Origin of the sequence: Sinosporangium album (assembly GCF_900100605.1) — a bacterium.
Taxonomy (GTDB): domain Bacteria; phylum Actinomycetota; class Actinomycetes; order Streptosporangiales; family Streptosporangiaceae; genus Sinosporangium; species Sinosporangium album.
On record NZ_FNCN01000003.1, the window covers coordinates 1 to 25,526 of the forward strand.

The window sequence follows — 25,526 nt, forward strand, 5'->3', positions numbered from 1 at the left end:
AGTTGTCTGACGGACGCATTCTTCTCAAGAACGGGACAGTGGTCACGCTGGACCCCGAGCTTGGTGATATTTCGGGTGGGGACGTCCTCATCAACGACGGGCGCATCGAGCAGGTCGGGCAGGAGATCAACGCTCCGGGCGCCGAGGTCGTGCGGGCGGACGGGATGATCGTCATGCCCGGCCTGATCGACACGCACCTGCACATGTGGCAGCATCCGCTGCGGGGGCTCGGCCAGCACGTGTGGGGCTTCCCCGACTACAGCGCTCATGTGTTCAACCTGCGTGAGCGTTACGGCCCGCAGGAGATGCACGACGCGACCTACACCTGCGGGCTGGACGCGCTGAACAACGGCACCACCACTGTGCTGGACTTCTGCCACAACGTTCTGACGGAGGAGCACGCGGAGGGGTCGCTGCGGGCGCACCGGGAGACCGGCCAGCGGGTGCTGTTCGCGTACGGCATGCTGGGCCGTGATGACCGCCTGGTCGAGGAGCGCCCGAGCAGGCTCGCGCATGTGACCCGGCTCGCCGGCGAGCTCAACACCGACAAGACGAACCTGGTGCGCCTGGGTCTCGCCTTGACGACGCTGACCTATGCGTCGATCGAGGACGTGCGGGCGGAGGTCGAGCACGCCAGAGGGCTCGGTCTGCAGATGACGATCCACCAGAACGTCCATGCCGAGGTCTTCCGCCTCCACGAGGCCGGGCTGCTCAGCGGCGATCTGCTTCCGGTCCACTCCAACAACCTCACCGACGCCGAGATCGGGCTGCTGGCGTCGTGCGGGTGTGCGATCTCCTTCACCGCCGAAGGGGAGCACAGCGATGGTCATTCGATGAGCGTGATAGGCAGGGCCGACCGGGCCGGCGTGCTGCCGACGCTCGGTGTCGACGCGCCGTCGTTCACCGACCCGGACATGTTCGCCCAGCTCCGGGCCACCTACAACATCATGCGGGCCACCGAGTCGCAGTGGGAGCGCCAGGAGGGGCGTTGGCCGGTGCGGCGCTACGAGGGGTCGCCGTACGTCACGTCGCGGCGGGTGCTGGAGTACGCCACCGTGAACGCGGCCAAGGCCATCGGTCTCGGTGACGACCTCGGTACGCTCACCCCGGGCAAGCAGGCCGACATCGTGATGCTCAACAGCGGCCTGTTCGGCATCGCCTCGGGGGATCCCGCCTACCACATCCTGCACTACAGCACGGCGCGCGATATCGACTCGGTGCTGGTCGCCGGGCGCTTCCGCAAGCGTGCGGGTCGGCTGCTCGACGTCGACTTCGACAAGCTGGCGGCCACGGCGGTGGGCCTGCGCAGCAGGATCATCGGCGACGCCTGACCGCTCGGTCCACGGCACCCCGGGGGTGACCGTGCGGCGAGACATCTCCCCCCGCCCCAGGCGGGGGGAGATCTTTTTAGTAGGAAATATGGGAGGCAGGGCGTAGGCATGACAGGATCGTGCTGCGATGTCTGCCACGCCGAGCTTCCGCCTCCTGCGCGCTGCGGTGTTCGCCGTGGCCTGCCTCGGGCTGGCGGTGCTCGCTCACCGGGTCGGCGAAGGCCGCGAGGTCGATGTCCGTACGGCTCTCGCGGGGCTGGCGCTGGCGTTCGCCGGGGCGTTCCCCCTGGCCGGCCGCGAGCGCGGCACCGCGGTGATCCTCCCTCTCCTCACCGCCGTGCAGGCCGGGCTGCACCTGCTGTTCGCCGCGGCCGAGCCCGCGGTGCACGGCCCGGGCCACGTGCACTCCGGTCTGACGGCGGACATCGGCATGCTCGTTGCGCACGGCTGGGCCGTACTTCTCACCGCGCTGTGGCTGGCCCGGGGCGAGGCGGTGCTGTGGGCGCTGCTGCGCCGCGCCGGCGTCCGGTTGAGCGTGTTCCTCCTGGCCTGGTGGTCGGTGCCGGAGCCGCTACCGCAGCGGGCTGTGGCCGCCCCGCCGGAGCCGCGGCTCCTGCGGTCGGCGGTGCTGTGCTCGGCGGTCGGGTTGCGCGGTCCGCCGCGGGTGGTCTTTGCCGCGCTGTGATCTGCCGACGCCACGGGTCCGCTCGCGCGGTCATCGTGGCCGACGTGTCCATCCGCATGTGAGAAACCCGGATGGAACGCCGGGATGAAAGGCCGGACACGGCCTGAAGCCGTGTCCGCGTCGCCGCGTTCTCGACGCTGTCTTCTAGGCGTTTCCCGCCCTTCCAGCGTCTTCGGCGCGTTCCCCAGCGTTCCCACGCGTTCTCTGTACTCATGTGGTCGACGCGCACGCTGAGCGACGCGGCTTCCCCAGCCGCAGGACACGGCCGGCACGCACGCCTGTCCGCACCCCCCTATCGAAAAGGGTGTTCTCCGCATGAACGGATTCCCTTGGAAGACCGTCGCCGCCGACGCGGACGGTCTCACGCGGGCTTCGGCCTCGTGAGCCTCGACAGGCCGAAGGCCGCGACAGCCGCTGCCGCCGCGAACTCGGCGGCGACCAGCACCCAGCCCCATTCGTATCCCACCGACTCGACCAGCAGGCCGAACAGCGGCGGGCCGACGGCGAAACCGGCGAAGAAACCCGAGGAGATCCGGCCGGAGTCACGTCCCGCCCGGCTCGGATGCGCATGCCGTACGACCGCGACCATGGTGACGGCGTTCGCGGCGACGCCGAAGGCGCCGATCCCGGCCGCGCCCACCCACGCGAGAGGCGTGAACCATGCCGAGGAGGCGAGCAGCAGGCCCGCCGTACAGGCGGCGATCCCGAGCGGGATGAGCAGCGACTCGGCGCGCTCCCTGCGCCCGGCGGCCGAGGACCACCCGATGCGCCCGGCGAAGCCGGCCGTACCCAGGACGGCGACGAGCCAGGCGGCCACGACCGGCCCAAGGCCGAGCCGCTGGGTGCCGAACAGCGTCAGGTATGTGTTCACCGAGGAGATCCCCGCCCCGAGCATCAGCGAGAAGGCCGCCAGCACGGCGACGCCCGGGGTCTTCGCGCCCTGCGCCTGCGAGGGCGCGGCGGGGTCCACCCGCGGGGCGTACGGCAGAGCCCGCCACGCCCACACCGCGATCAGCAGGGAGATCCCGGCGGCCGTCCACACCGCGCCGCGCCAGCCGGTCCACGCGGCCAGTGCGGCGAGCGGCAGGCCGGCGGCGATCGTGCCGACCTGCACGCCGGACTGCTTCCAGCCGGTGACCGCGCCGCGGCGGGCCGGTTCGACCTGCGCGAGGATGATCTTGTTGGTGGCCGGGTTGGCGAGTGACTGGGGCAGTCCGCCCAGCGTCACCGCGATCAGGAGCGTCACGGCCCCCGCGGACGAGCCGATGAGGGCCAGGGCGACGGCGGTCAGTACGAACAGCGCGATCAGGCAGCGGCGGGCGCCGAACCGGTCCACCCACGTGCCCGCACCGAGTGAGAACAGCGATGCGGCGCCGAAGCCGAAGGTCGCGGTGAGGCCCAGCACCGTGGGTGAGATCCCCGCATCGGCCATCAGACGGGGGCTGAGCGTCCCGACCAGGAAAAGCTGGAGCATCGAGACGGCCATGCTGATCGTGAGCAGGGCCGTCAGGGTGCGCTCCCCGATCAGAGGCTTGGCCGAGGCCGGATAAACCGGCTCTTCAGTTCGCATCGAGGTCCCCCAAACACGCTTGCGAGGAGTGTCCGTTCATGAGCACCGCCGTATGCGACAGGCTCACTGGAAAAAACATCGGAAACCTCGACGATCAGTATCTTACGGTTCTCGCTCTGGCCGCCCGCGACGGGGATCCCGAGCGGGTGGAGGCGTTCACCAGGGCCGTTTACATGGATGTGTTGAGGTTTGTCGCCTATCTGGGTGGGGCCCAGACGGCCGAGGATCTCACCCAGGAGACATTCGCCCGGATGCTGAGCAGCCTGCCCAGGTTCGCCGGGCGTTCCTCGGCCCGCACCTGGCTGCTCTCCATCGCACGGCGGGTCGTCGTCGACAGGTTCCGTCACGCCGCCGCCCGGCCGGCCGTCGCCGACCTGTTCGACTGGGAGTCGGCCGTCGAGCGGACCGGGTCGCGCGGGTGGATCGGCGAAGAGGAAGGCGTGGTCTTGGCCGACCTGCTCGCCAGGGTCCCCGCCGAGCAGCGTAGGGCGTTCGTGCTGACCCAGGTGGCGGGGCTGCCCTACGCCGAGGCGGCCCGGATGATCGGCTGCCCGGTCGGCACCGTCCGCTCCCGGGTGGCCCGCGCCCGCCGCCACCTCATCGAGTCCCTGCACGCGGCCGAACGGCAGGGCTAGCGGACGCGTCCGTACGGCGGGCCGCCACCGGCCGCCTGCCGTACGGACGGAGGTGCTCCTGGGGGCGGTGTTCCCGGGGACGTCAGAACGGTGGGATGTCGTCCTCGGGGGTCTCGGTGAGGGAGGCGACGATGGCGCTCGCGCGCCCGCCCCCCGCCGGGGCGGCCTTGACGATCTCCCCGGTGCGCGAATCGATCACGAGACCGTCCACGACGATATGCGGGGAGTCGCCGGAGTCGTCGGCGCTGTCGCACCACCGCGAGACCGGGCAGATGCGGCACCACGGGCCGGGCTTCGGCGCGAAGGCCGTGTCATGGTGCCACTCGGCGGCCAGCCGCGAGACGACGGCGCGGGCCGCGCCGACGACACCTGGATCGCCGGCGTCAAGGGTGATCACCTCGGCCTGCTCGGGCGAGAGCTGTTCGAGCTCGACCAGGCCCGCCCCGGGGCCGAACGCCCCATCGGCGACCAGGCAGACCGCGAGGGCGAGCTGCGGCACGAGATCGAAGGCGTTGTCCGCCGTGATGCCGCGGGAGGCGGCGACGCTCTTCTGCTCGCGGTAGACGAGGCGGCCGTCGACGCGGCGCAGCAGGTCGGGGTGGGCGAGCACGACGACATCGGCCGACGGGTCGTAGACGGCGGTCTTCGGCTCGGGCCGCACGTCGGTGACCAGGCCGGGGCCGTGCAGCGGGCACACCTCCACGTGCCGCAGGAGGTACGGCCTGGCCTCGCGGTAGTCGGCCCGGCTCACCAGCGGAGCGGCCAAGCCCAGGTCGGGCGCGTCGTGGGGCGGCAGGTCGCCGACCGAGCAGGGGCGGGCGGGGAGACGGCCGTGGGCGGCCTCCAGCCACTGATGCACGGCCAGGCCGCGGCGCGTCGCCTGGTTGCCGGAGTCGTCCCACGGCAGCCAGAGCTCATGCATCTGCGCCTGCGCCGGGCAGATCTGGTAGCGCCTGGCCGTCGTCATCGACCACGTGCGGCGGTGCGTGCCCCGGTCGGGCAGCCCCAGCAGCCCCGGCAGGTGCGGGAGGTCGTCGCAGGAGTCGCGCAGCTTGCACTCCGCGCAGTCGTGCCCCGGAGCCCTGCCGGCGCCCGCGAGCAGGCCCGCCGCCACGGGGCGGACGGTGGCGAGGTAGGAGCGCTTGATCTCCTCCGGGGCGAGGTCGACGAGCAGCTTGGCGCCGCCGTCGGTGAGACCCATCTCCACCACGCGGACCCGCCCCGCCCGCGGCGACTCGTGGCGCACAGGGACGGGGATCTCGCGGTAGACGTCGCGCGGGTTGACGGCCTGCCCGCCGGTCGCCGCCACGTAGGCCATGGCGACGGTCGCCGCCCCGTCGGGGGCGCCGACGGGGCGGCGGGTGCGCATGCGCCGGAACTCCACGACGTGGCCGTCGGGCGAGCCGTACCACCTACCCCAAGCCGTCATGGCGCGCAGCTCGGTGGGGGAGGTGATCTGCACGATGCGGGGGCTGCGTTCGGGACGCAGATCCACCCCGTCGCGCGCGAGTTCGGCCGCGAGGGACTCGGAAGTCTCGACGTAGGTGCGGCAGGCGTGGCGTATCCAGCGCGCCGCGCCGGGGTGGACGGGGGAGCGGTTCTCCGCGAGGGCCTGTGCCACCGCCGCGTCGACGTCGGCCTCCTCGAACTCGACGGCGTCGAGAGCCGCCATCACAAGCCCCAGGGGGAACGCGTCATAGGGCGCGTATCGCCGCCGCTCGTAGGCGCGGCGGCGGACCTCCGGCCTGGCCTTGACCGCGACGAACTCGCGGCAGTCGCCTTCGCGGCGGTCGAGCATGCTCGCCGACAGTCGGATGATGTCGGGGTTTCCGGTGAGTTCGGACCGGATGGTCCAGCTCATAGCCCCTCCCGGTGCCTGTTTCCGCGCTGCGACCCCTAGATTAGAAGATCGTCGGGCCGCCTGGGAACGCCTCGCTCGGCTCGCAGGCCCTTTCACCGGTGGCATGACCCGAGTCGTCCGTACGGCGACCGCTCAGCGGGTGTCCTGCGCCCACAGGTGTGTGCAGGAGGGGCACTGGAGGTGCACGACGTGCCCCTGGTTGGCGAGTAGATAGCGCCAGTGGACCGGGCAGTTGCGGCGGGCCAGGCAGTCGGCGCAGTCGTGCCCGTCGTGGCAGCTCGGGCAGGCCAGCCACGCGCGGCGGCCCAGGTCGGCGTGCGGGTCGATCGGCATCATGGGGCCGGCTCCCGGCGCGGCAGCACCCCGGCCTCCACCAGCATGTCGTAGGTCGCCCGCTGGTCGGCGTCGAGTCCGGAGTACAGCAGGTTGTATGCCTCCTCCTCGGCCCGGAGCGTGGCGATCGGGTCCCAGTCCGGTCCCATCGCGGCCATCACCGCGGCGCGGCGGCGGGTCTCGTCGAGGGTGAGGTCGTGTTCGAAGAGGATGTGGTTCACGGCTGTCGGCTCTCGGGGTGGGGGATCCGGTGGGGAACTCCTGGGGCGTGGGGCTCCGGGCTGAGGGCTCCGGATGGGGGGAGCTTTGTGCTGCATATACCTTATGTCGGCTTTCGTGGGACGGCCAGGTGACCCCGCTCACATCCTCGAGAACTTAAACCTGGCCTTACGGCAAGACATCCGTGACGTGTCCCTACGGAAAGGCCGGTCTTCATGTCATGGTGCCCATGATGAGCGCATCGCCAGATGTCCGGATACGTGATAGCGATCTCGTCCAGGAATCCCTCACCCGGCCCGAGGCGTTCGCCGAGCTCTTCGACCAGTACGCCGGGATGCTCTACCGCTACGTCTCCAAACGCATCGGCCCCGACACCGCCGAGGACATCGTCGGCGAGACCTTCCTGATCGCCTTCTCCCGCCGCAGCCGCTACGACCAGACATACGGCGACGCACGCCCATGGCTGTTCGGCATCACCACCAAACTGATCTCCCGTCACTACCGCGCCGAGGCGGCACGCTACCGGGCGCTGCTCCGCTCACCCGTGGAGCCGTTCATGGAGAACCCGGCCGAGCGCGTGGTGGCCGAGGTGGCGGCGCAAGCCGTACGGCCTGCCCTGGCCGGCGCGCTCGCCGCCCTGCCGAGGCGCGACCGCGACGTGCTGCTGCTGATCGCCTGGGGCGATCTCACCTACGAGGAGACGGCGCGAAGCCTCGGCATCCCCGTGGGAACCGTACGATCCCGCCTCAACCGCGCCCGGCGGACGCTACGGAAAGCCCTCGGTGACGACCACCCCTTGCGAGAGGAGACGTGACGATGGACGACCTGACAATGCTTCGCGACCTCGGGCGCGACCTGGAGCACGAGCCTCCCGCAGGGCTCGTACGGCAACGCGCGCGCCTGCTCGACGCGGCCGGCGGAGGCACATCGCGCCGTCCGACCTGGTTCGCCCGCCTGTGGGCATGGCCCGTCGCCGCGGTGATCGGGGCCGCCGCGATCACCGCCGCGGCCATGCTCGTGCCGACCCTGCTGGTGAAGGGCTCGTCCCAGGTCGCGGCGCCGCTCGGGGACCGGCCGGCGCGGGTGACCGGCACGCTCAACGTGCTGCTGGTGGGCACAGACTCCGAGGTGGGCACCCCCCGCTTCCGCACGGGCCAGGCGCGCGCCGAAACGATCATGCTGGTGCACCTGCCGGCCGACCGGGGGGAAGTCACCGTGGTGAACCTGCCGCGTGACTCCATGGTGGCGACGCCGAAGTGCGCCTCCAACGGCGGTCGCCCGCTCGACAAGATCAATGCGATATACGCCGAGGGAGGCATGACCTGCCTGCGGCAGACGGTCGAGACGTTGACGAGGGTGCGACTCGACCACGCCCTGGCGGTGGACTTCTCCGGATTCAAGGCCATAGTGGACGCGCTTGACGGGGTGCGTATCACCGTGCCCAGCGCCATCGACGACGCCCAGGCGAAGCTTCGGCTCCCGGCGGGCACACACATGCTCGACGGAGAGCAGGCGCTCGGCTACGCCCGGGTGCGTTACACGGTTGGGGACGGGTCCGACGTATCACGTATCAAGCGCCAGCAGGTGCTGGTGAAGGCGCTGGTGGCGCGGGCCAAGGAGAAGCTGACCGACCCGGCCGCGTTTTTTGAGTTCGCCGGTAAGGTCCGAAAGGCCGTTACGGCCGACACGGAGTTCGACGCGGAAACGCAGGCGGACCTATTCAGCGGCCTGGCGAAGGCCGACGTCACCGCGGTCACCGTGCCCTGGGAGCCTTACCCGGGGGACCGCACCGCTCTCGCGTGGCGGCAGCCCGACGCCGACCGGCTTTTCGCGCGGCTGAACGGCAAGTCCACCCCCACCGTCACCCCACCAGGCGGTGACGGTCGGGCGAAAACGGCAAGTCCACCCCCACCGTCACCCCACCAGGCTGGACGGCAAGTCCACCCCACCCCCACCCCCACCGTCACCCCACCAGGCGGTGACGGTCGGGAGAAAGCCGTGAAACCGTGATATTCCACTGATCGACCGACGGACGCGATCCGGAGCCGCCTAGGAGCGCCGGGCAGCGGGCCGGGGAGCCGTAGTCCTCCCCGGCCCGGCGTCAGAGTGCCGAGCACGCGAGGCCCCGACGCTCCAGTGAACCCAGGCGACATGCCCGCCGGCCCGTGCGCCGTCAGCCGCCCGAGGTAGGAGAAGGCGTTCGCCTCCTTCGCGTCAGCGGGGTTGCTGGTCGATCAGCGTCTCGTAGTGCTTGATCTTGCTGTCCAATACGCCGGCGTTGCCTTGCAACACGTGGATGCGTCTGGCCAGTTCGTCGCGGTGCGCGCGCAGCATGGCCAGCCGGTCGGTGAGGGTGGCGCCTCCGGCGGCCCGTAGCCGGGCGTAACGCCGCATGTCGGAGATCGACATTCCGGTCTCCCGCAGCCGGAGGAGGAACTCCAGCCACGCCAGATCGGCGGCGGCGTAACGCCGCTGGTTGCCGGTGGTGCGGCCGACCCTTTCGATCAGCCCGGCGCGTTCGTAGTAGCGCAGGGTGTCGTGCGAGAGTCCGGTCCGCTCAGCGACCTGGGCGATGGTGAGCGCCGGTTCCTGCTGGTGGACAGCGTTCCCGTTGGCCATGGAGGAATCGTAGGACCTGGAGTGTGCTCCAGGTCAATTGCGGCCTCGGCGGCGGTCGGCGTGCACGTGACTTCTCGAACCGGGGCGACGCCCAGACGCCTGCCGCGTGGACAGTGCCTGGGCGGGCGTCGTTCCGGGCTCGTCCGTTCTTCTGCGGTCAGGGCGTCGCCGGTGCCTGCCAGTATCCGGGGTGCGAGGCGGTGAGCGGCGGGGCCGGGCAGCGCCGGCGCGTCATTCCCGGCTGGCCGCCGCGAAGTTCATGTCGGCGTACCGGTCGCCCGCGACCTTCGAGGCGATGGGTTCCAGGCCCGCCAGGTCCGCCTCGGTCAGGTGGATGCGGGTCGCTGCCGTGTTCTCCTCGACCCGGCTGCGCCTGCGGGTGCCGGGGATGGGGACGACCGGGAGCCCGTGGATTTGGGTCTGCTGGTGGACCCAGGCCAGGGCGACCTGTCCCAGGGAGGCCCGGTGTGCCTCGGCCACCGCCCGGATCGGCTCCAGCAGGGCCGCGTTCGCCTTGGCGTTGTCGCCCGTGAAGCGCGGCTGCTGGCGGCGGAAGTCGTCGTCGGTGAGCTCGTTGTCGGCGTTCGTGAAAGAGCCGGTGAGGAAGCCCCGCCCGAGCGGTGAGTACGGAACCAGAGTCACCCCCAGCTCGCGGGCCGCCTGCACGACACTGATCTCGATGTCCCTGCTGAACAGCGACCATTCCGTCTGGACGGCGGCGATGGGGTGCACCGTCTGTGCCGCACGCAGTTCGGCGCCCGTCACTTCGCTGAGGCCGAGTTGCTTCACCTTCCCCTCACCGACCAGCTCGGCCATGACGCCGACGGTTTCCTCGATGGGGATGTTCACGTCACGACGGTGCATGTAATAGAGGTCGATGACGTCGACGTCCAGGCGCCGCAGGCTTGCTTCCACGGCTTGCCGGATGTACTGCGCGTCGTTGCGGATGATGCGCCTGGTCGGGTCCTCCGGCGAGACCGTCAGCGCGAACTTCGTCGCGATGATGACCTCGTCGCGGTGCGCCTTGAAGAACGGTGCCAGGAACCGCTCGTTCTCGCCGTGGCCGTAGAGGTCGGCTGTGTCGTACAGCGTGACGCCCAGTTCCAGCGCGCGTTCGAGGGTGGCCCGCGCCTCCTCGCCGTCAGTCGGGCCGTAGGCGAAGTTCATACCCATGCAGCCCAGGCCCTGTACGCCGACCTCGGGGCCGTCCATGCCGAGCTGTGCCTTGCCGATCCTGCTGTTCGTCATCGGGACCTCTCCGACGCCGGTGTTCGCCCGGCGTCCACTTTCGAATCGTTCCTCCGAACGCTAGAACCCTGGAGCGCGCTCCAGGCAAGTCGGCTGTCGATGGCTCAGGCTACGGTGTGTCCTTTACGGCGGTGCTGTGTCCTTTACGGCGGTCGCCGGACACGATCCGCAGCCGTTCCGGGACGCCCGACCGGGCGTCGGGCAGCCGCAGAGGCCCGGCGCCCGGTGTGAGGGTGCCGAGCACGCGAGGCCCCGACGCCCCCGTGAAGCCCGGCACCGTGCCCGCCAGCCCGTGCGCGGTCAGCCACCCGAGGTAGGAGAACGCGATCGCCTCCTTCGCGTCGGCGGGCACCCCCAGCTCGTCGCTCAGCGCGATCCGCGCGGCGGGGGCCCGCTCCCGCAGCATCGCCATCAGCACCGGATTGCGCGTGCCGCCGCCCGCCACGACCACCATGGTGAGTCCGTGCCGCCTGATCTCGGCCGCCGCCGTCTCCGCCGTCAGCGCGGCCAGCGTCGCGACCAGGTCGGGCAGGCCCAGGCCGTACGGCGCCGCCATCTCCTCCACATATCCCGGGTGGAACAGCTCCTTGCCCGTGGTCTTCGGCGGCGCGAGCCGGTAGTAGGGCTCGGCGAGCAGCGCCTCCAGCAGGTCCTTGTGCACACGTCCGGCCGCCGCCAGGCCGCCGTCCCGGTCGTAGGGCTCGCCCGTCGCCGCGAGCACGGCGGAGTCCATCAGCGCCGACGCCGGCCCCGTGTCGTAGGCCACGCCGAGCTCCGGCACCGTCAAATTCGCGATCCCACCCAGGTTGAGCGCGCCGCAGCGCCCCGGCAGCCCGGCCAGGAAAGGCACGTCGAACGCCGACACCAGCGGAGCCCCCTGCCCTCCCGCGGCCACGTCCCTCACCCGCAGATCCGACACCACCGGCACCCCGGTCCGCTCGGCGATCCACGCCGCCTGCCCCAGTTGGAGCGTCCCCCGCACCGCGCCGTCCTCCACCCAGTGGAACAGCGTCTGGCCGTGCGAGCAGATCAGATCGGCGGGTGGGCACGCGGCGGCGGCCTCCGCGAACGCCTGGCCGATCAGTGTGTCGAGCCGGCACACCTCGCCCATGTCCACCCGGTTCGGCGGAAGCGCCGCGATCACGCGGGCGCGCAGCTCCGTGCCGTACGGCACCGCCCCGACGTGCTCCACGACCCCGACGAGCTCGCCGTCCGCCGCCTTCCAGTCCACGACCGCGCTGTCGATGCCGTCGTGTGACGTCCCCGACATCAGTCCGAGCACCCGCATACAGGCTCCTTGAAGGGAGTTTTCAAAGCTCTATAGTTCTCGGGAGAATATCTACATCGGGAGTGCGTGTGAGCACAGGGCGGGCCGCGGCGGCGGAGAGGCACCTGGTCGTCGGGGTCGACGGCGGCGGCACCAGCACGCGGTGCGTCGTCGCCACCGTCTCCGGAGAGGTGGTCGGGCGCGGACACGCCGGAGGCGCCAACATCCTGTCCGCCGTCGACCCCGTCGGCAGCCTCCGCGCCGCCCTCGCCGAGGCGCTCCACGATCACGACGCCACCCGCGTCGCGGGCGGGGTGTTCGCCCTCGCCGGTGCCGAGGCGGCGGGGGAGCGGGCGCCGGCCGCCGCCGGTGAGGTCTGGCGGAGGCTGCGGCTGAGCGGGGCGCCCGAGGTCGTGTCCGACCTCGCCGCCGCCTTCAGCGGCGCGACCGAGGAGCCGTCCGGCACCGTGCTGATCGCCGGCACCGGCGCGGTCGCCGCCCGGATCGCCGACAGGCGGGTGACGCGCCGGGCCGACGGCCACGGCTACCTCCTCGGCGACGAGGGGTCGGGCGTGTGGATCGGGCGCCGTGCCGTACAGGCCGTGCTCGCCGCCCTGGAGGGGCGGGCCGTGCCCACCGCGCTCCTGGCCGCCGTCACCGCCCTGCCCGGCGCGCCCGAGAACCCCACGCCCGGGGAGATCGTCCGCCTCGTCCACGCGGGCCTCGCCGACGCCGGCCCCGCCTGGCTCGGCCGGCTCGCCCCCGCCGTCGAGGCCGCGGCGCGTGCGGGCGATAACACGGCCCTCGCCATCGTCGAGGACGCCGCCGAGCGGCTCACCGCCACCCTCCGCTCACTCGGCCCCGCCGACGGCCCCACCGTGCTCGCGGGCTCCCTGCTGACCGAGCCCACCCTGCTGGCCGACGAAGTGCGCGCCCGGCTCGCGGGGGCCGCCCTGGTCCCCGCCCGCGACAGCGCCGCGGGCGCCGCCGCCCTCGCTCTGCACGCCCTTGCCCTCCACGCGCTCGACCTGCCCGACGCCCCGGCCGCGCACCGGCGGCTGATCGGCTGAGACGTGTACGGCTCCCGCCGCAGGAAAGCGGGAGCCGTACCGTAGATCACCGTGCGACAGCGCCGCGGCTGGGCCGGCTCTGGCGGCCCGCGCGGTCGACCGCGGTGACGTAGTAGCGGGCGCCCTTGGCGCCCGAAGGATCGGTCCAGGTCAGGTGGCGTCCACCGGGCACGACGGCGACCAGGCTGCCGGCGTGTTCGAAGTCCTGCGGTGTGGCGGGACGGTCCAAGCGGAAGATCGCGAACTGGAACGGCCTGCCGCCGCCCGCGGCCACGGCGCACACCTCGACGCCCCCGCCGGTGACACGCGCGTGCGTGAGCACGGGGCGGCGCGGAGGGGCTCCGCCCGCGAGCCGGGGGAGGAGCGGGTTGAGGGCGGGACGCCGGTAATGGTCGGCGACGACCCGGGTGACCGTTCCCAACCGGTCGTCACGCACATCGGACGCGCTGAACCAGATATCGCCGCCGACCACCGGATGGTCGCGGTTGAGGGTGAGGTGCCGGGTCAGCTCGTCGGGCTGCTGCCACGGCGCGGGCTGGCCGGCGGCGCCCGCCTTGTAGGCGGCCTGGCCGATCCAGAGCTGCACCCCCGTGCCCTTGGCCACGTCCGACCACCAGGGGATGAGTCTGGCGTAGTCCGCGTTGGACTGGCCGATATACCAGTAGATCTGCGGGGCGATGTAGTCCAACCAGCCCTTCTTCACCCAGCCCCGCGTGTCGGCGTGCAGGCTGTCGTAGGACTGGCTGCCGCTGGTGTCCGACCCGAGCGGATCGGTGCCCTTGTTGCGCCAGATGCCCGACGGGCTGATGCCCCAGGCGCATTCGGGCTTGCCGTGCCGTACGCGCTCCTGCATCTCCCGCACCAACAGATCCACGTTGTCGCGCCGCCACGCGGCCAGGTCGGGGAAGCCCTGGCCGTACTTCGCGAAGGCCGCGCTGTCATCGAACGCGGGCGTGTTGACCGGGTAGAAGTAGTCGTCGAAGTGCAGGCCGTCGATGTCGTAGCGGTTGATCGCGTCCATCATGGCGTCCTGCACGAACGCGCGGACCTCGGGAATGCCCGGGTTGTAGTAGAGCTTCCCGCCGTAGGAGACGATCCAGTCGGGGTGCCTGCGCCCGGGATGATCGGGGTGGAGCTTCGCCGGGTCGGCCTGCATCGACACGCGATACGGGTTGAACCACGCGTGGAAGGTCAGACCCCGCGTGTGCGTCTCCTCCACCATGAACGCCAACGGATCGTAGCCGGGGTCGCGGCCCTGCACCCCGGTCAGATACTGCGACCACGGCTCGTACGGCGACGGCCAGAAAGCGTCGGCCGTCGGCCTGATCTGCACGAACACCGCGTTGAGGCGGCGCGTCTGGGCGAGGTCCAGCCAGGCGAGGTATTCCGCCTTCTGCGCGTCGGCGCTCAGACCCGGACGCGACGGCCAGTTGATGTTGAGGACGGACGCGATCCACATGCCGCGCATCTGGCGCAGCGGCGGCGGGGGAGCGGAGGTCATGGCGGAGGCGGCCTGGGTCGTCATGGTGAGGGGGATCGTGAGGGGGATGGTCGTGGAGGCGGCGGCCAGGGTGAGGCCGCGCAGCATCGTACGACGGCTGGGACGGATCATGCGTGCTCCTGAGGCTGAAGGAGATGGCGCTGATCGCGACGATGGCAGAAAGTTACATTCATATCAACGATGCTGAAAGAAAGTGTCATTGATGTGTAACCTGCTGCGGAGACCTCTCACCGGGAAGGTGACCCATGCCCCACAGCCCCGACCTGGCCAGACTCGCCCTGACCGTCCTCCAGCCCGGATTCGACGGCTCGGCGCCTCCGGCGTGGCTGCGGCGTGCCCTCTCCGAAGGGCTCGGCGGCGCGGTGCTGTTCGCCCGCAACATCGTCGACCCCGACCAGACCGCCGACCTGATCGCCGCCATGCGCGAGGACAACCCCGCCGTCGTCGTGGCCGTCGACGAGGAAGGCGGCGTCGTCACCCGCATGGAGGCCGCCTCCGGCAGCTCCTGGCCCGGCAACCGAGCCCTCGGCACGATCGGCGATCCCAGCCGTACCGAACGGGTCGCCGCCGCCATCGGCCACCTGCTCGCCTCCGTCGACGTCACCCTCGACTACGCGCCCTCCGTCGACGTCAACGCCGACCCGGACAACCCGGTGATCGGCATCCGCTCCTTCGGCGACGACCCTGGTCTCGTCGCCGAACACGGCGCCGCCTGGATCAGGGGCCTCCAATCGACCGGCGTCGCCGCCTGCGCCAAACACTTCCCCGGCCACGGCGACACCGTCGCCGACTCCCACCTCGAACTCCCCACCGTCCACGCCCCCGCCGCCCTCCTGCGCCAACGCGACCTGCTGCCCTTCCGCGCCGCCATCGACGCCGGAGTCCGCTCGATCATGTGCGGCCACCTCCTCGTCCCCGCCCTCGACCCCGCGGCCCCCGCCACCCTCAGCCGCCCCACCCTCACCGGCCTCCTCCGCGACGAGCTCGGCTTCACCGGCATGCTCGTCACCGACGCCATCGAAATGCGCGCCGTCGCCGCCCTCCACAACCCCGGCGAGATCGCCGTCCGCGCCCTCATCGCCGGCGCCGACGCCATCTGCGTGGGCGTGTCCTCCGAGGAGGGGGAGAGCGTCTACGTCCTGCGCGACGCCATCGTCGCCGCCGTCCACGACGGCCGCCTGTCCGAGGAACGTCTCGCCGAGGCCGCCTCCCGCGTCGTCGCCCTCGCCGTTTGGCACGCCGACTTCGCCGGAGCCCGGCTCTGGAACGAGCGCGACGACGATGTGGCCCTCGGCCTAGCCACCGCCCGCGACGCCCTGCGCGTCACCCTGCCCGGCAGGGGCCCCGCGCCCGCCGCCGAGGCCGCGATCCCGCCGCTCGCCGCGCCGCCCCTCGTCATCGACGTCGCCCCCAGGCTCAACCTCGCGGTCGCCCCCGGCACCCCCACCGGCCTGTACGCCGAACTGCTCGACAACCTCCCCGGCACCCTGGGCGTCACCGTGCGCGCCGACAGCCCTGCCCTGCCCGACCTCGCCCCGCACGCCGACCGGCCCCTCATCCTGGTCGTCCACGACGCCGCCCGGCACGGGTGGGCGGCCGAATTGGTGGCTCATGCCGTACGGCAACGGCCCGACACGGTCGTCGTTGAAACCGGCATGCCGGGCGAGGCGCAAGGGTCCGTTTATATCGCTACAAACGGGATTTCACGGGCATCAGCCCAAGTAGTCGCGCATTTGCTGGTCCATGGCCAATAATCGGATGCCGACTAGAGGAGGGGCCACGTGTCCTCACTGAACGAACACGACGGCCCCAGCCCGGCGAACCTGGTGGCCACCGTACGGGCCGTGCTGCCCTCGCTGACCCCGGCCGCCCAAGCCATCGCCAGATTCATCCTCGACGACCCCGGCATGGTCGCCCGCAGCACCATCACCGAGTTCAGCGCCGTCTCCGGCACCAGCGAAGCCACCATCGTGCGCACCGCCCGGGCACTCGGCTTCGCCGGCTACTCCCAACTGCGCTTCGCCCTCGCCGCCGCCGTCGCCCACAACACCCCCGAACGCCTCGTCCCCGGCGACCTCGCCCCCGACGACCCCCTCACCGACGTCATCGCCAAAGTCACCCGCGCCGAATCCCAAGCCCTCGCCGACACCGCCGCCCAACTATCCCCCGACACCCTCGGCGCCATCGTCGACGCCGCCGTCACCGCCCGCCGCATCGACGTCTACGGCGTCGGCGCCTCCGGCCTCGTCGCCGTCGACATGGCCCAGAAACTCATGCGCATCGGCCTGTCCGGCCACTCCTACACCGACGCCCACCTCGCCCTCACCGGCGCCGCCCTCGCCCGCCCCGGCGACCTCATCGTCGGCGTCAGCTGCACCGGCGAAACCCCCGACGTCATCCTCCCCGTCAAACTCGCCCGCGACGGCGGCGCCACCACCGTCGCCATCACCAACAACCCCCGCTCCACCCTCGCCGCCCTCGCCGACCACGTCCTCGTCTCCGCCGGCCGCGAGACCGCCTTCCGCCCCGGCGCCCTCGCCAGCCGCATCAGCCAGCTCCTCATCGTCGACTGCATCTTCGTCGGCATCGCCCAACGCACCTTCGAAACCTCCGACGCCGCCCTCCGCGCCACCCGCCAAGCCCTCGCCACCTACTTAGGCGAATCCCGCCGCCGCGTGAAATAACCCTCTCCGGGGACGGGGGCATCTCCGCTGCCCTCGACTTGTTGTGCACGTTGTTTGCGGGCCTGGGCGAGAAGTCGTTCGGCGCCCGCCTCGATCACGGAGGGGGCGACCCCGGCCGCATGTAGCTGTCGCTCCACATCCAGCTAATCTCCTGGTGTCCTTCTAGGCACGTCAGCTCCTCATCATGAGTCGTGTAGTGCATGTATATCCGATAGCCGGGTCTCCGACGGTAGGAGTCCGATGAGGTGTCGACGATGTAGCCGGGCCTGCGTCGTACGACGGACGGGTTTTGTCGGTGGCGTTCCCTAGGGTGGGCGCATGGCTTACGACGTGCAGATCTGCATCGACTCCGGTGACCCCCACGTGCTGGCCGACTGGTGGGCGGAGGCGCTCGGGTGGGAGGTCGAGTCGCAGGACGAGGCGTTCATCCGCGACATGATCGCCAAGGGCCACGCCTCCGAGGCGGACACGGTTGTCCACAGGGGTGAGTTGCGCTGGAAGCCAGGCGTGGCGATCCGCAACCCCGGCTCACCGCGGGTGCTGTTCCAGCTGGTGCCGGAGAAGAAGACGGTGAAGAACCGGGTCCACCTCGACATCAGGGTGGGAGCCGAGAAGATCGAGGCCGAAGTCGAGCGGCTCGTGGCCAAGGGGGCCACCGTCCTCCACCACGGTCGCCAGGGGCCCCACTCCTGGATCACCATCGCCGACCCCGAGGGCAACGAGCTCTGCGTCTGCTCGGATTGACGGCACCGGCTCGCGGTGGCTGACGTCGTACGCCACCGCCATGCTTCTTGCCGTCGATTCCTGTGATGACTCGGAGCGGGGGGCGGAGGTCCAACTGATCGCCTTCCGAGATGTTTACCGGAAGGCGGCCCCAAAGAGAACCGCTGTAATAGCAAGGAGCATCCTCGAGCACTGTCTCTGGTATTTTGTGCGTCCAGGCGGGGCGCCGAACGTGACCGTCGTGGACGGTGTTCAAACCGACCAGCACGGTGAGCGGGCCCAGCGCGACATCGCATGAGGCGATGGATTTGAAGTCGCGGATGCGAAGCCGGGTGACGAACGGGCTCGCGGATACCGGTTCCGTGCTCATGGGATGTCGACTTCCCGGCCGGAGCTCGGTGACGCGTCCGATTGGCCCGTGATTGTCACGCCTGTCGCCTTCCTTGAGCAGATCGTCGTGATCCGCGAGACCGGCGCCCAACCAGGCCGTCACCTGCGTTGAGCGGCCAAGTTCGCTCCTCGACGTGGTGAAACCGCGACCCACGATATCAAGATCGATTCTTCGTGACTTCGAAGGTCTCAACCCGAAGGCGTCGGGCTTCAATCGGCGAAGGGGGGAGAGGCGCTGTAAGTGCATGGGCTAGGCCCTTTGGGGTTCCTCGCTCGCCACGTTCTATTTATGGCCGATCTGATTTATTCGGGTGGCGTCAGCCGGCCAGGCGTAGGTCGTCGGTGGCTACGGCGTGGCGGAGGGGTCGGATGCCGGGGCGGTCGCGGAGGAGGTGGGCGTTGGTGTCCGCTATCTGGGCCGGCGTCTCGATATATGGGCGGCTGAAGCAGGCCGTAAACGCAAGACTGCAATTTTGTGACCGTGCGCCCTAGATTCCTCGGCACGGCAAACGAAGAAGGGGCGCAATGTCGGAAATATGGGAGATGTCCGCCTGGGAATTGGCGCGGCAGATCCAGGCTCGCACGGTGTCGAGCCGTGAGGTGGTCGAGGCGCATCTGCGGCGGATCGCGGAGGTCAACCCCCGGGTGAACGCGGTCACGGTCGTCCTGGCCGAGGAGGCGCTGCAGGCGGCGGATGCGGCGGACCGGGCCCTGGGCTCGGGCACGCCGGTCGGTCCGCTGTGCGGGGTTCCGGTGACCGTGAAGGAGAATGTCGACCTCGAGGGATCGGCCACGACGCTGGGCATCGTCCCGCTGCGCGATGCGGTCGCCGCCGCGGACGCGCCGCACATCGCCGAGCTGCGCGCGGCTGGGGCCATCCCGATCGGGCGGACCAACATGCCGGAGTTCGGCATGCGCTGGCACACCGACAACGAGTTGCGCGGCGCCACCCGTAACCCGTGGTCGGCCTCGCACACGCCCGGCGGCTCCAGCGGCGGCGACGCCGTGGCCGTGGCGACCGGTATGGCGGCGCTGGGGCTGGGCAACGACGGGAGCGGCTCGCTGCGCTGGCCCGCCCAGTGCTGCGGTGTCGCCGCGTTGAAGCCGTCGCTAGGGCGTGTGGCCCAGGTCGGTCTGCCGGCCGGCGCGGGTGATCCGCCGCGGCCGACGCCGTTCGGGTTCCAGCTGCTGGCCGTGCACGGGCCGATCGCCCGGAGCGTTCGGGACCTGCGTCTGGCCTTCACACATATGTGCGCGGACCATGGCGGGGATCCCTGGCACGCGCCGGTACCCCTGGACGGTCCCCCGGTTCCCGCACCCGTGCGGGTCTGGCTCGCCACCGACCCGGACGGCCCCGATCTGGACCCTGGCGTGGCGGACGCCCTGCGCCAGGCGGCGGAGCGGCTGTCCGACGCGGGGTATGTCGTGACGGAGGGCCGGGCCCCGGCCCTGGTGCGGGCCGGTGAGATCTACACGCAACTCTTGTCCGCCTACGGCCGGGTGCACGAAGTGCAGCCGCCGGTCGAGTCGGTGGCTTCCGAGGGGTTCATCCGTTTCTGGGCGGAGTACGAGCCGCACTGGAAGCAGGCGGCCGGCCAGGCGGCCTTCGATCCCATGATGGAACGCGCCGTGATCGCGCGTGCCTGGATGGCGTGGATGAGCCAGGCTCCGCTCGTCCTCGCGCCGATCTGCACCAGTCCGGCCTTCGCCGTGGGGGCCGACCTCGACGCCGACCGGCTCGCTCGGTGGCCGGCGTCCCTGCGCATGGCGTGGACCGCCAACCTTCTGGGGCTTCCAGCGGTGGCCGTCCCGACGGGCGTGGCCGAGGGGCTGCCTCAGGGCGTTCAGATCATCGGGCCGCGCTTCCGCGAGGACCTATGCCTGGACGCCGCCGAGGCGATCGAGGCCCGCACTCCTGCGCTGACCCCGATCACCCCGCGCTAGCCGCCGGGAGGGCCCATCGGGCGCGGCACAGACCGCGCAGGAAGCTCCGCAATCCGCCAATACCGAGATCGCCGCATTGGAAGGGCAGGGCGAGGCTCATTTCGGTCGGCACCCGGACGCTGAGCTCACCCTGAGCCAGGCCGGCATCGGCGTGATCCTCAGCGCCCGGGTGCTCGCGGAGTTCGAGCTCAGCCGGCCAGGCGTAGGGCGTGGGTGGCTACGGCGTGGCGGAGGGAGCGGATGCCGGGGCGGTCACGGAGGGGGTGGACGTTGTTGGTCAGCAGGATGACGGTGAGGGCGCGGACCGGGTCGATGACGAGGGAGGTGCCGGTGAAGCCGGAGTGGCCGTAGGCGGTGGTGAGGGGGCCGACGATGGCGGGGTCGCCGAGGCGGAAGCCGAGGGCTTGGCGGTAGGGGGCGCCTTCGGCGCCGTGGTCGCGGGTCATCTCGGCGACGCTGTCGGGGGTGAGGAGGGGGGCGCCGCCGGTGCGGAGGGCTTCGGCGAAGGTGAGGAGGTCGTCGGCGGTGGAGAAGAGGCCGGCGTGGCCGGCGACGCCGCCGAGGCCGTAGGCGGTTTCGTCGTGCACTTCTCCGCGGACGCAGCCGGTGCCGGGGCGTTCGATTCTGTGTTCTGTGGCGACGATCCGGGACAGGCTGAAGGCGCTGGGCCGGTAGAAGGTGTCGTTGAGGCCCAAGGGGCGGGTGATCCGCTTGTGGACGAGGTCGTCGAGGGGGGCTTTTCCGGCGAGTTCGGCGACTCGGCCGGCGGTGACCATGCCGACGTCGGAGTAGAGGTGGGTGTGGCCGAGGGGGTTGACCGGCTCGGTGGACAGCACGCGTTCGAGGCGTTTCGCGTGGATGTCGGGGCCGCCGCCGGGGATCTCCTTGTCGGCTCGGCGGCTGGGCGGGAGGCCGGCGGTGTGGGTGAGCAGGTGGCGGAGGGTGGTTTGGGGGTGGCCGCCGTATCCGTTGAGGAGCCAGGTGGAGACGGGCGTGTCCAGGTCGAGCCCGCCGTCCTCGACAAGCGACATGATCACGGTGGTGGTGAAGAGCTTGGTGATCGAGGCGAGGTCGAAGATCGCGTCTCGGCCGGCGGGGGGCCTGATGGGGAGGAGCTCTTCGGAGGCGCCCGCGAAGCGCACGATCTCGCCGACGGCCGCGGAGGCGGCCACCTTGCCGTCCACGGCGATCAACGCCACCGCCGCCGAGCACACTTTCGGTACGGCGTTGGCCAGCAATGCCGCGAGCGCGGCGGAATCCTGATGCGCGGTGGTCGATTTATCGGTCACGTCACCCTCGTCACGCTAGTCGGCGGCGGCGCCGGGGCCCAGGCTGTACGGTGACCCGGCGGTCGTGCTCGGGCCCGTGTGCGGGTGGGACGGGCCGTGGTCAAGGATTCCCAGGGAAACCACGACAAATCCCGGCAAGTCATCCAAACTCCCCGCACTCCCGGCCGGGCTCAGGCGCGCTGGGCCTTCTCGGACGCGAGGACGGCGTCCAGGTTGTCGCCGTGGGCGGCGAGGAGGGTGCGGGCGGCGTCCGCGTCGAGCCCGTGGCGGATCACGACGACGGCCACCTTGACCTGCCAGTCGGCGGCCTCCAGGGCCGCGCGGGCCGCAGGCTGGCCGGCGCCGGTGATCTGGGTGACGAGCCGGGTGGCGCGGTCGGTCAGCTTGGAGTTGACGGGGGAGACCTCGATCATGCTGTTGCCGTACGTGCGGCCCAGCCTGATCATCGTGATCGTCGAGATCATGTTGAGCACGAGCTTCTGCGCCGTGCCCGCCTTGAGGCGGGTCGAGCCGGTGACGATCTCGGGGCCGACGATGACCTCGATGGGGTGCTGCGCGGCGTTGGACACGGGTGTGCCCCTGTTGCACGAGAGGCCGATGGTGAGCGCGCCGCGCCGGGCGGCCTCGTCGAGGGCGCCGACGACGTAAGGCGCACGCCCGCTGGCGGAGATGCCGACGACGGAGTCGAGCGGGCCGATGTCGCGGTCGGCGATGGCGGCGGCCCCGGCGCCGGCGTCGTCCTCGGCGCCTTCGACGGATCTGGTCATGGCGGGCAGACCGCCGGCGATGACACCCTGGACGGTTTCCGGCCGGGTGCCGAAGGTCGGCGGGCATTCGGAGGCGTCGAGCACGGCGAGCCTGCCCGAGGTGCCGGCACCGACGTAGATGAGGCGGCCCCCGCGCTTCATCCGGTCGGCGACGCCGTCGATGGCGGCGGAGATCTGCGGGATGGCCTGGGCGACGGCGGCCGGCACGGCGGTGTCGGCGTCGTTCATCAGCCGGGCCACCTCTTCGGTGGTGAGCCGGTCGATCCCGCTGTAGCGGGGATCGCTCTGCTCGGTGAAGAGTTCGGCGAGTGAGTCAGTCATGGCTTTCCATGTCGGTAATTTTCACTGAATGCTTCTACTGTGCAAATTATCTTCGAAGTGTGGCGTCATGTCACTCGTGCGCACCGGACTCCACGGCACGCGGAACACTCAGCCGCCTCCCGGAGGGCCGTCCCCCAGGGCGCGGCTGTAGAGCCAGAACACCCGCTCGGCGCGGGCCGCGACCGCTCGGGAGTAGAACCTGAGCGGTCCCACCCATCCGATCTGCGCCTCGGTCAGCCCCGCCGTCCGCATGTCGGCCAGGCAGCGGCGCAGCAGGACGCGGCCGATGCCGAGCCCGCGCGCGGCGGGAGCACTCCCCATCGGGCCGAACCACGCGGGCCGCGACCCCCACGCGGCGAAGCCGAGGATCTCCCCGTCGCGCACCGCGTAGTGGCAGCCCGTGCCGTTCTCGGCCTCCCACGCCCAGGTGTCGTTCCAGTGCCGGCGCACGAACTCCGCCACTTCGCCGCGCTCACCGGTCGGGGCGGAGATCACGGCCACCTTCGCGTCGGCCAGCCGGGCGATGTCGTCCTCGGTGGACAGGTCGGCGGTGCTGAGGTCGGCCGTCATGTTCCAGGCGGTCGTGTCCAGCGTGTAGCCGAGGCGCTCGGCCAGGCACGCCGCGGGCGTGTAACGCACGTCGATGCCCGGCCAGGCGTAACACGGCGGGTTCCCGGCGAACCTCGCCATCCTCGCCCCCTCCGCCCGCAGCCACTCCTCGGCGGCTTCCACCAGCGCCCGGCCGCGCCCGGCGCCCTGCGCTGCGGGGTGTACGGCGAGCAGGTCGATGTGGCCGACCGACGGGTCGCGCCCCGACAGCGAGGCGAACACGACACCGGTCAGGTCGCCGGACAGGCCGCCGGTCGCCAGCGCCGTCCACCGCCGCCCCGCGGGAGGCGCGGCGAGCCGGTCCACCAGCGCGGCGGCCCCCGAGTCCAAGGTCAGCGCCGCGTCCGCGACCGCGCGCAGCGCGGTCAGGTCGGCGGGCTGTGCCGTACGGATGGTCACGCGGCCTCCAGCGGCGTCGCCACCACGTTGCGGCGCTCGGGGTAGAAGCAGGAGTGCTCCTGGGCGAAGCCGCCGGACCGCGCGAGGAGCGGAATCTCGGATGTGCACCTGTCCGTGCTGAACGGGCAGCGCCGGGCGAACAGGCAGCCGTCATCGGATTTGCTCTCGTCGAGGGCCTCCGTCGGCACGACCCGCTGCTCGCCGGGCCGCTCCAGCCCGTGGAGGACGGGGATGGCCGACAGCAGCGACTGGGTGTACGGATGGACCGGCGAGGAGATGATCGTCTCGACTTTGCCGCGTTCGACGATCTGGCCGCGGTAGATCACGTACATATCGCCGTCGCCGCCGATGTAGCGGGCGGTCGCCACGTCGTGCGTGATGAACAGCACGCTCACGCCGAGCCGTTCCCGCAGGTCTTTCAGGAGCGACAGGATGCCCAGCCGCAGTGACACGTCGATCATCGAGGTGGCCTCGTCGGCGACGAGCATCTCGGGGTCCACCGTCAGCGCGCGGGCGATCACGACGCGCTGCCGCATGCCGCCGGAGAGCTGGTGGGGGTAGCGCGGCAGCACATAGCCCGGGTCCAGTCCCACCAGGCTCAGCAGTTCCGCGGCCCGCGTGTCGATCCACGAGCCGGGCCGGCGGGTCTGCTTGGCCCGCAGGGCCAGCGGCGCGTGCAGCGTCTGGTGGATCGTGCGCGTCGGGTTGAGGGCCGAGTAGGGGTCCTGGTGGATGAGCTGGATGCGGCGGAAGTACGGCTGGCGCGCCCGCGGCTTCAGCGCCGACATCGCGGTGCCGTCGATGACGATCTCGCCGGAGTCGTAGGTCTCCAGCCCCGCGATGATCCGGCCGAGCGTCGTCTTGCCGCAGCCCGACTCGCCGATGAACGAGACGGCGCCGCCTTTCTCGATGGAGAAGTCGACCCCGCGCAGCGCCTTCACCTCGCGGCCGGCCAGCACGCTGCCGCGCTGCTTGAAGGTCTTGACGATCCCGGTTCCCCTGATCACGCCGACTCCTCCCGTACGGCGCCGCCCGCCTCGACGGCATGGCACGCGACCAGGCGCGGCCCGTCGGCGACGGTCGGCGGTTCGACTGTTTCACACACGTCCATGCGCAGCGCGCAGCGCTCGCGGAACACGCACCCCTCCCGGGGGACGGTGCCCAAGGTGGGCGGGCGGCCCGGCAGCGCCCTGGCCTCGTCGATGTCGCCGACCAGGCGGGGGATAGCCCCCAGGAGCCCGCGCGTGTAGGGGTGGCGCGGGGTGGCCAGCACCTCGTGGGTGGGGCCCTGCTCGACCACGCGCCCGCCGTACATCACGGCGAGCCGGTCGGCGACCTCGGCCACCACGCCGAGGTCGTGGGTGATGACCATGGTGGTGAGGCCGCGCTCCTCGTGCACTTCGCGGATGATGCGCAGGATCGTGGCCTGCGTGATCATGTCGAGCGCGGTCGTGGGCTCGTCGAGGACGACGAGGTGGGCGTTGAGCACGAGCGCGAGCATGATGCCGACCCGCTGCCGCATGCCGCCGGACAGCTCGTGCTGGTGCGAGTCGAGCACCCGCGCGCCGTCCAGCCCCATGCGTCCGAGCAGCTCCTTGGCCTCCCGCACGAGCGCCCGCAGGTCGGACACGCCGTGGGAGCGGCCGAGGTCGAGCAGCTGCTTGCCGACGGTCTTGAGGGGGTTGAGGGAGTTCTGCGCGGCCTGGAACACATAGCCGATGTGTCGTCCGCGCGCCTTGCGGAGCTCTTCGCCCCGCAGCCCCACCACGTCGCCGAGCCCGTCGATCTCGACGCTCCCCGCCGCGATCCTGCCGGGCGGCTGCACCGCGTTGAGCAGCGACAGCGCCAGCGTGGACTTGCCGGAACCCGACTCGCCCACCACGCCGGTGATCGTGCCGGGCCGGAGCTCCAGGTCGATCCCGGCGATGGCCGGCAGCTCGCCCGCCGGCGTCTTGTAGACCACGGACAGTCCGCCGACCCGGACACCCGGTGCGGTCTTCGGCGCGGATTCAGGCATGGGTTCCACAGGCGTTTCCGCTGACGTTTCCACAGACACCGCCA

Annotated in this window: 23 protein-coding genes; 10 read left to right on the forward strand and 13 right to left on the reverse strand. The window is 71.2% G+C overall.

Annotation, left to right across the window (positions count from 1 at the left end; translation table 11 throughout):
* Window positions 1-1,331, forward strand: a 1,331-nt coding sequence (locus tag BLQ73_RS03415) for an amidohydrolase family protein (protein WP_093168204.1), incomplete at its 5' end; no start/stop codon positions are given.
* Between the two features lie 127 nt (window positions 1,332-1,458).
* A complete protein-coding gene (locus BLQ73_RS03420) occupies window positions 1,459-2,016 on the forward strand; it encodes a hypothetical protein (RefSeq protein ID WP_093168205.1) in 558 nt (185 codons plus the stop codon).
* A gap of 361 nt (window positions 2,017-2,377) precedes the next feature.
* On the opposite strand, the gene BLQ73_RS03425 is transcribed toward BLQ73_RS03420, so the two are convergent.
* Window positions 2,378-3,586 carry an MFS transporter gene (locus BLQ73_RS03425; protein ID WP_218125602.1) on the reverse strand — a complete coding sequence of 403 codons (1,209 nt, stop codon included), beginning with the start codon at window positions 3,584-3,586 and terminating at the stop codon, window positions 2,378-2,380.
* Between the two features lie 38 nt (window positions 3,587-3,624).
* Here BLQ73_RS03425 and BLQ73_RS03430 point away from each other — a divergent pair, with 38 nt between their 5' ends.
* The gene (locus BLQ73_RS03430; protein ID WP_093168206.1) at window positions 3,625-4,221 is read left to right on the forward strand and encodes a sigma-70 family RNA polymerase sigma factor; all 597 of its coding nucleotides are present in this window, start codon (window positions 3,625-3,627) and stop codon (window positions 4,219-4,221) included.
* 82 nt (window positions 4,222-4,303) lie between these two features.
* On the opposite strand, the gene BLQ73_RS03435 is transcribed toward BLQ73_RS03430, so the two are convergent.
* The 3 genes from BLQ73_RS03435 to BLQ73_RS03445 form a co-directional block, all read right to left on the reverse strand.
* Window positions 4,304-6,082, reverse strand: coding sequence for a PD-(D/E)XK nuclease family protein (locus BLQ73_RS03435; protein ID WP_093168207.1), 1,779 nt, complete (start codon window positions 6,080-6,082; stop codon window positions 4,304-4,306).
* Window positions 6,083-6,214: 132 nt separating this feature from the next.
* Entirely contained in the window at window positions 6,215-6,418 is a 204-nt protein-coding gene (locus tag BLQ73_RS03440) for a hypothetical protein (RefSeq protein ID WP_093168208.1), read from the reverse strand.
* On the reverse strand, window positions 6,415-6,636 hold the full coding sequence (locus BLQ73_RS03445) for a DUF6400 family protein (protein WP_093168209.1): 222 nt from the start codon (window positions 6,634-6,636) through the stop codon (window positions 6,415-6,417). The genes BLQ73_RS03440 and BLQ73_RS03445 overlap by 4 nt, the downstream gene beginning before the upstream one ends.
* Before the next feature lie 230 nt (window positions 6,637-6,866).
* On the opposite strand from BLQ73_RS03445, the gene BLQ73_RS03450 reads away from it, so the two are divergent.
* Window positions 6,867-7,448 (forward strand): RNA polymerase sigma factor, encoded by a 582-nt coding sequence (locus tag BLQ73_RS03450; RefSeq protein ID WP_093168669.1) that lies wholly within the window; start codon window positions 6,867-6,869, stop codon window positions 7,446-7,448.
* A gap of 2 nt (window positions 7,449-7,450) precedes the next feature.
* Window positions 7,451-8,644, forward strand: coding sequence for an LCP family protein (locus BLQ73_RS03455; protein ID WP_093168210.1), 1,194 nt, complete (start codon window positions 7,451-7,453; stop codon window positions 8,642-8,644).
* Window positions 8,645-8,848: 204 nt separating this feature from the next.
* Here the strand turns inward: BLQ73_RS03455 and BLQ73_RS03460 are convergent, their stop codons facing one another.
* The 3 genes from BLQ73_RS03460 to BLQ73_RS03470 all read right to left on the reverse strand — a co-directional run bounded on the left by BLQ73_RS03460 (window position 8,849) and on the right by BLQ73_RS03470 (window position 11,789).
* Complete coding sequence (locus BLQ73_RS03460; RefSeq protein WP_093168211.1) at window positions 8,849-9,253, reverse strand: MerR family transcriptional regulator; 405 nt, start codon at window positions 9,251-9,253, stop codon at window positions 8,849-8,851.
* A 231-nt stretch (window positions 9,254-9,484) separates the two neighbouring features.
* The gene (locus BLQ73_RS03465) at window positions 9,485-10,501 is read right to left on the reverse strand and encodes an aldo/keto reductase (RefSeq protein ID WP_093168212.1); all 1,017 of its coding nucleotides are present in this window, start codon (window positions 10,499-10,501) and stop codon (window positions 9,485-9,487) included.
* Between the two features lie 109 nt (window positions 10,502-10,610).
* Entirely contained in the window at window positions 10,611-11,789 is a 1,179-nt protein-coding gene (locus BLQ73_RS03470) for an anhydro-N-acetylmuramic acid kinase (RefSeq protein WP_093168213.1), read from the reverse strand.
* A 68-nt stretch (window positions 11,790-11,857) separates the two neighbouring features.
* On the opposite strand from BLQ73_RS03470, the gene BLQ73_RS03475 reads away from it, so the two are divergent.
* On the forward strand, window positions 11,858-12,838 hold the full coding sequence (locus BLQ73_RS03475; protein WP_245690766.1) for an N-acetylglucosamine kinase: 981 nt from the start codon (window positions 11,858-11,860) through the stop codon (window positions 12,836-12,838).
* Window positions 12,839-12,884: 46 nt separating this feature from the next.
* On the opposite strand, the gene BLQ73_RS03480 is transcribed toward BLQ73_RS03475, so the two are convergent.
* The gene (locus BLQ73_RS03480; protein ID WP_093168214.1) at window positions 12,885-14,450 is read right to left on the reverse strand and encodes a glycoside hydrolase family 10-like protein; all 1,566 of its coding nucleotides are present in this window, start codon (window positions 14,448-14,450) and stop codon (window positions 12,885-12,887) included.
* Window positions 14,451-14,584: 134 nt separating this feature from the next.
* Here BLQ73_RS03480 and BLQ73_RS03485 point away from each other — a divergent pair, with 134 nt between their 5' ends.
* The 4 genes from BLQ73_RS03485 to BLQ73_RS03500 all read left to right on the forward strand — a co-directional run bounded on the left by BLQ73_RS03485 (window position 14,585) and on the right by BLQ73_RS03500 (window position 20,080).
* The gene (locus BLQ73_RS03485) at window positions 14,585-16,093 is read left to right on the forward strand and encodes a glycoside hydrolase family 3 protein (RefSeq protein WP_093168215.1); all 1,509 of its coding nucleotides are present in this window, start codon (window positions 14,585-14,587) and stop codon (window positions 16,091-16,093) included.
* A gap of 27 nt (window positions 16,094-16,120) precedes the next feature.
* Complete coding sequence (locus tag BLQ73_RS03490) at window positions 16,121-17,023, forward strand: MurR/RpiR family transcriptional regulator (RefSeq protein WP_245690767.1); 903 nt, start codon at window positions 16,121-16,123, stop codon at window positions 17,021-17,023.
* 318 nt (window positions 17,024-17,341) lie between these two features.
* Entirely contained in the window at window positions 17,342-17,767 is a 426-nt protein-coding gene (locus BLQ73_RS03495; RefSeq protein ID WP_093168216.1) for a VOC family protein, read from the forward strand.
* 894 nt (window positions 17,768-18,661) lie between these two features.
* Window positions 18,662-20,080 carry an amidase gene (locus tag BLQ73_RS03500; RefSeq protein WP_093168217.1) on the forward strand — a complete coding sequence of 473 codons (1,419 nt, stop codon included), beginning with the start codon at window positions 18,662-18,664 and terminating at the stop codon, window positions 20,078-20,080.
* Window positions 20,081-20,268: 188 nt separating this feature from the next.
* Here BLQ73_RS03500 and BLQ73_RS03510 read toward each other — a convergent pair whose 3' ends face one another.
* The 5 genes from BLQ73_RS03510 to BLQ73_RS03530 form a co-directional block, all read right to left on the reverse strand.
* Entirely contained in the window at window positions 20,269-21,369 is a 1,101-nt protein-coding gene (locus BLQ73_RS03510; RefSeq protein WP_093168219.1) for a serine hydrolase domain-containing protein, read from the reverse strand.
* Between the two features lie 170 nt (window positions 21,370-21,539).
* Window positions 21,540-22,457: an N-acetylmuramic acid 6-phosphate etherase gene (gene murQ, locus BLQ73_RS03515; RefSeq protein ID WP_093168220.1), complete on the reverse strand. Its 918-nt coding sequence runs from the start codon at window positions 22,455-22,457 to the stop codon at window positions 21,540-21,542.
* 108 nt (window positions 22,458-22,565) lie between these two features.
* The gene (locus BLQ73_RS03520) at window positions 22,566-23,465 is read right to left on the reverse strand and encodes a GNAT family N-acetyltransferase (RefSeq protein WP_093168221.1); all 900 of its coding nucleotides are present in this window, start codon (window positions 23,463-23,465) and stop codon (window positions 22,566-22,568) included.
* On the reverse strand, window positions 23,462-24,472 hold the full coding sequence (locus BLQ73_RS03525; protein WP_093168222.1) for an ABC transporter ATP-binding protein: 1,011 nt from the start codon (window positions 24,470-24,472) through the stop codon (window positions 23,462-23,464). Before BLQ73_RS03525 ends, BLQ73_RS03520 begins: the two co-directional genes overlap by 4 nt.
* Window positions 24,469-25,482 (reverse strand): ABC transporter ATP-binding protein, encoded by a 1,014-nt coding sequence (locus BLQ73_RS03530; RefSeq protein WP_093168675.1) that lies wholly within the window; start codon window positions 25,480-25,482, stop codon window positions 24,469-24,471. The genes BLQ73_RS03525 and BLQ73_RS03530 overlap by 4 nt, the downstream gene beginning before the upstream one ends.
* Between the last annotated feature and the right edge of the window lie 44 nt (window positions 25,483-25,526).

Coding starts and splice junctions, on each gene's coding strand:
- BLQ73_RS03430 (WP_093168206.1), top strand. CDS start 3,625: ATGAGCACCGCCGTATGCGACAGGCTCACTGGAAAAAACATCGGAAAC.
- BLQ73_RS03530 (WP_093168675.1), bottom strand. CDS start 25,482: ATGCCTGAATCCGCGCCGAAGACCGCACCGGGTGTCCGGGTCGGCGGA.
- BLQ73_RS03465 (WP_093168212.1), bottom strand. CDS start 10,501: ATGACGAACAGCAGGATCGGCAAGGCACAGCTCGGCATGGACGGCCCC.
- BLQ73_RS03480 (WP_093168214.1), bottom strand. CDS start 14,450: ATGATCCGTCCCAGCCGTCGTACGATGCTGCGCGGCCTCACCCTGGCC.
- BLQ73_RS03495 (WP_093168216.1), top strand. CDS start 17,342: ATGGCTTACGACGTGCAGATCTGCATCGACTCCGGTGACCCCCACGTG.
- murQ (WP_093168220.1), bottom strand. CDS start 22,457: ATGACTGACTCACTCGCCGAACTCTTCACCGAGCAGAGCGATCCCCGC.
- BLQ73_RS03460 (WP_093168211.1), bottom strand. CDS start 9,253: ATGGCCAACGGGAACGCTGTCCACCAGCAGGAACCGGCGCTCACCATC.
- BLQ73_RS03450 (WP_093168669.1), top strand. CDS start 6,867: ATGAGCGCATCGCCAGATGTCCGGATACGTGATAGCGATCTCGTCCAG.
- BLQ73_RS03435 (WP_093168207.1), bottom strand. CDS start 6,082: ATGAGCTGGACCATCCGGTCCGAACTCACCGGAAACCCCGACATCATC.
- BLQ73_RS03425 (WP_218125602.1), bottom strand. CDS start 3,586: ATGCGAACTGAAGAGCCGGTTTATCCGGCCTCGGCCAAGCCTCTGATC.
- BLQ73_RS03455 (WP_093168210.1), top strand. CDS start 7,451: ATGGACGACCTGACAATGCTTCGCGACCTCGGGCGCGACCTGGAGCAC.
- BLQ73_RS03500 (WP_093168217.1), top strand. CDS start 18,662: ATGTCGGAAATATGGGAGATGTCCGCCTGGGAATTGGCGCGGCAGATC.
- BLQ73_RS03440 (WP_093168208.1), bottom strand. CDS start 6,418: ATGATGCCGATCGACCCGCACGCCGACCTGGGCCGCCGCGCGTGGCTG.
- BLQ73_RS03485 (WP_093168215.1), top strand. CDS start 14,585: ATGCCCCACAGCCCCGACCTGGCCAGACTCGCCCTGACCGTCCTCCAG.
- BLQ73_RS03420 (WP_093168205.1), top strand. CDS start 1,459: ATGTCTGCCACGCCGAGCTTCCGCCTCCTGCGCGCTGCGGTGTTCGCC.
- BLQ73_RS03470 (WP_093168213.1), bottom strand. CDS start 11,789: ATGCGGGTGCTCGGACTGATGTCGGGGACGTCACACGACGGCATCGAC.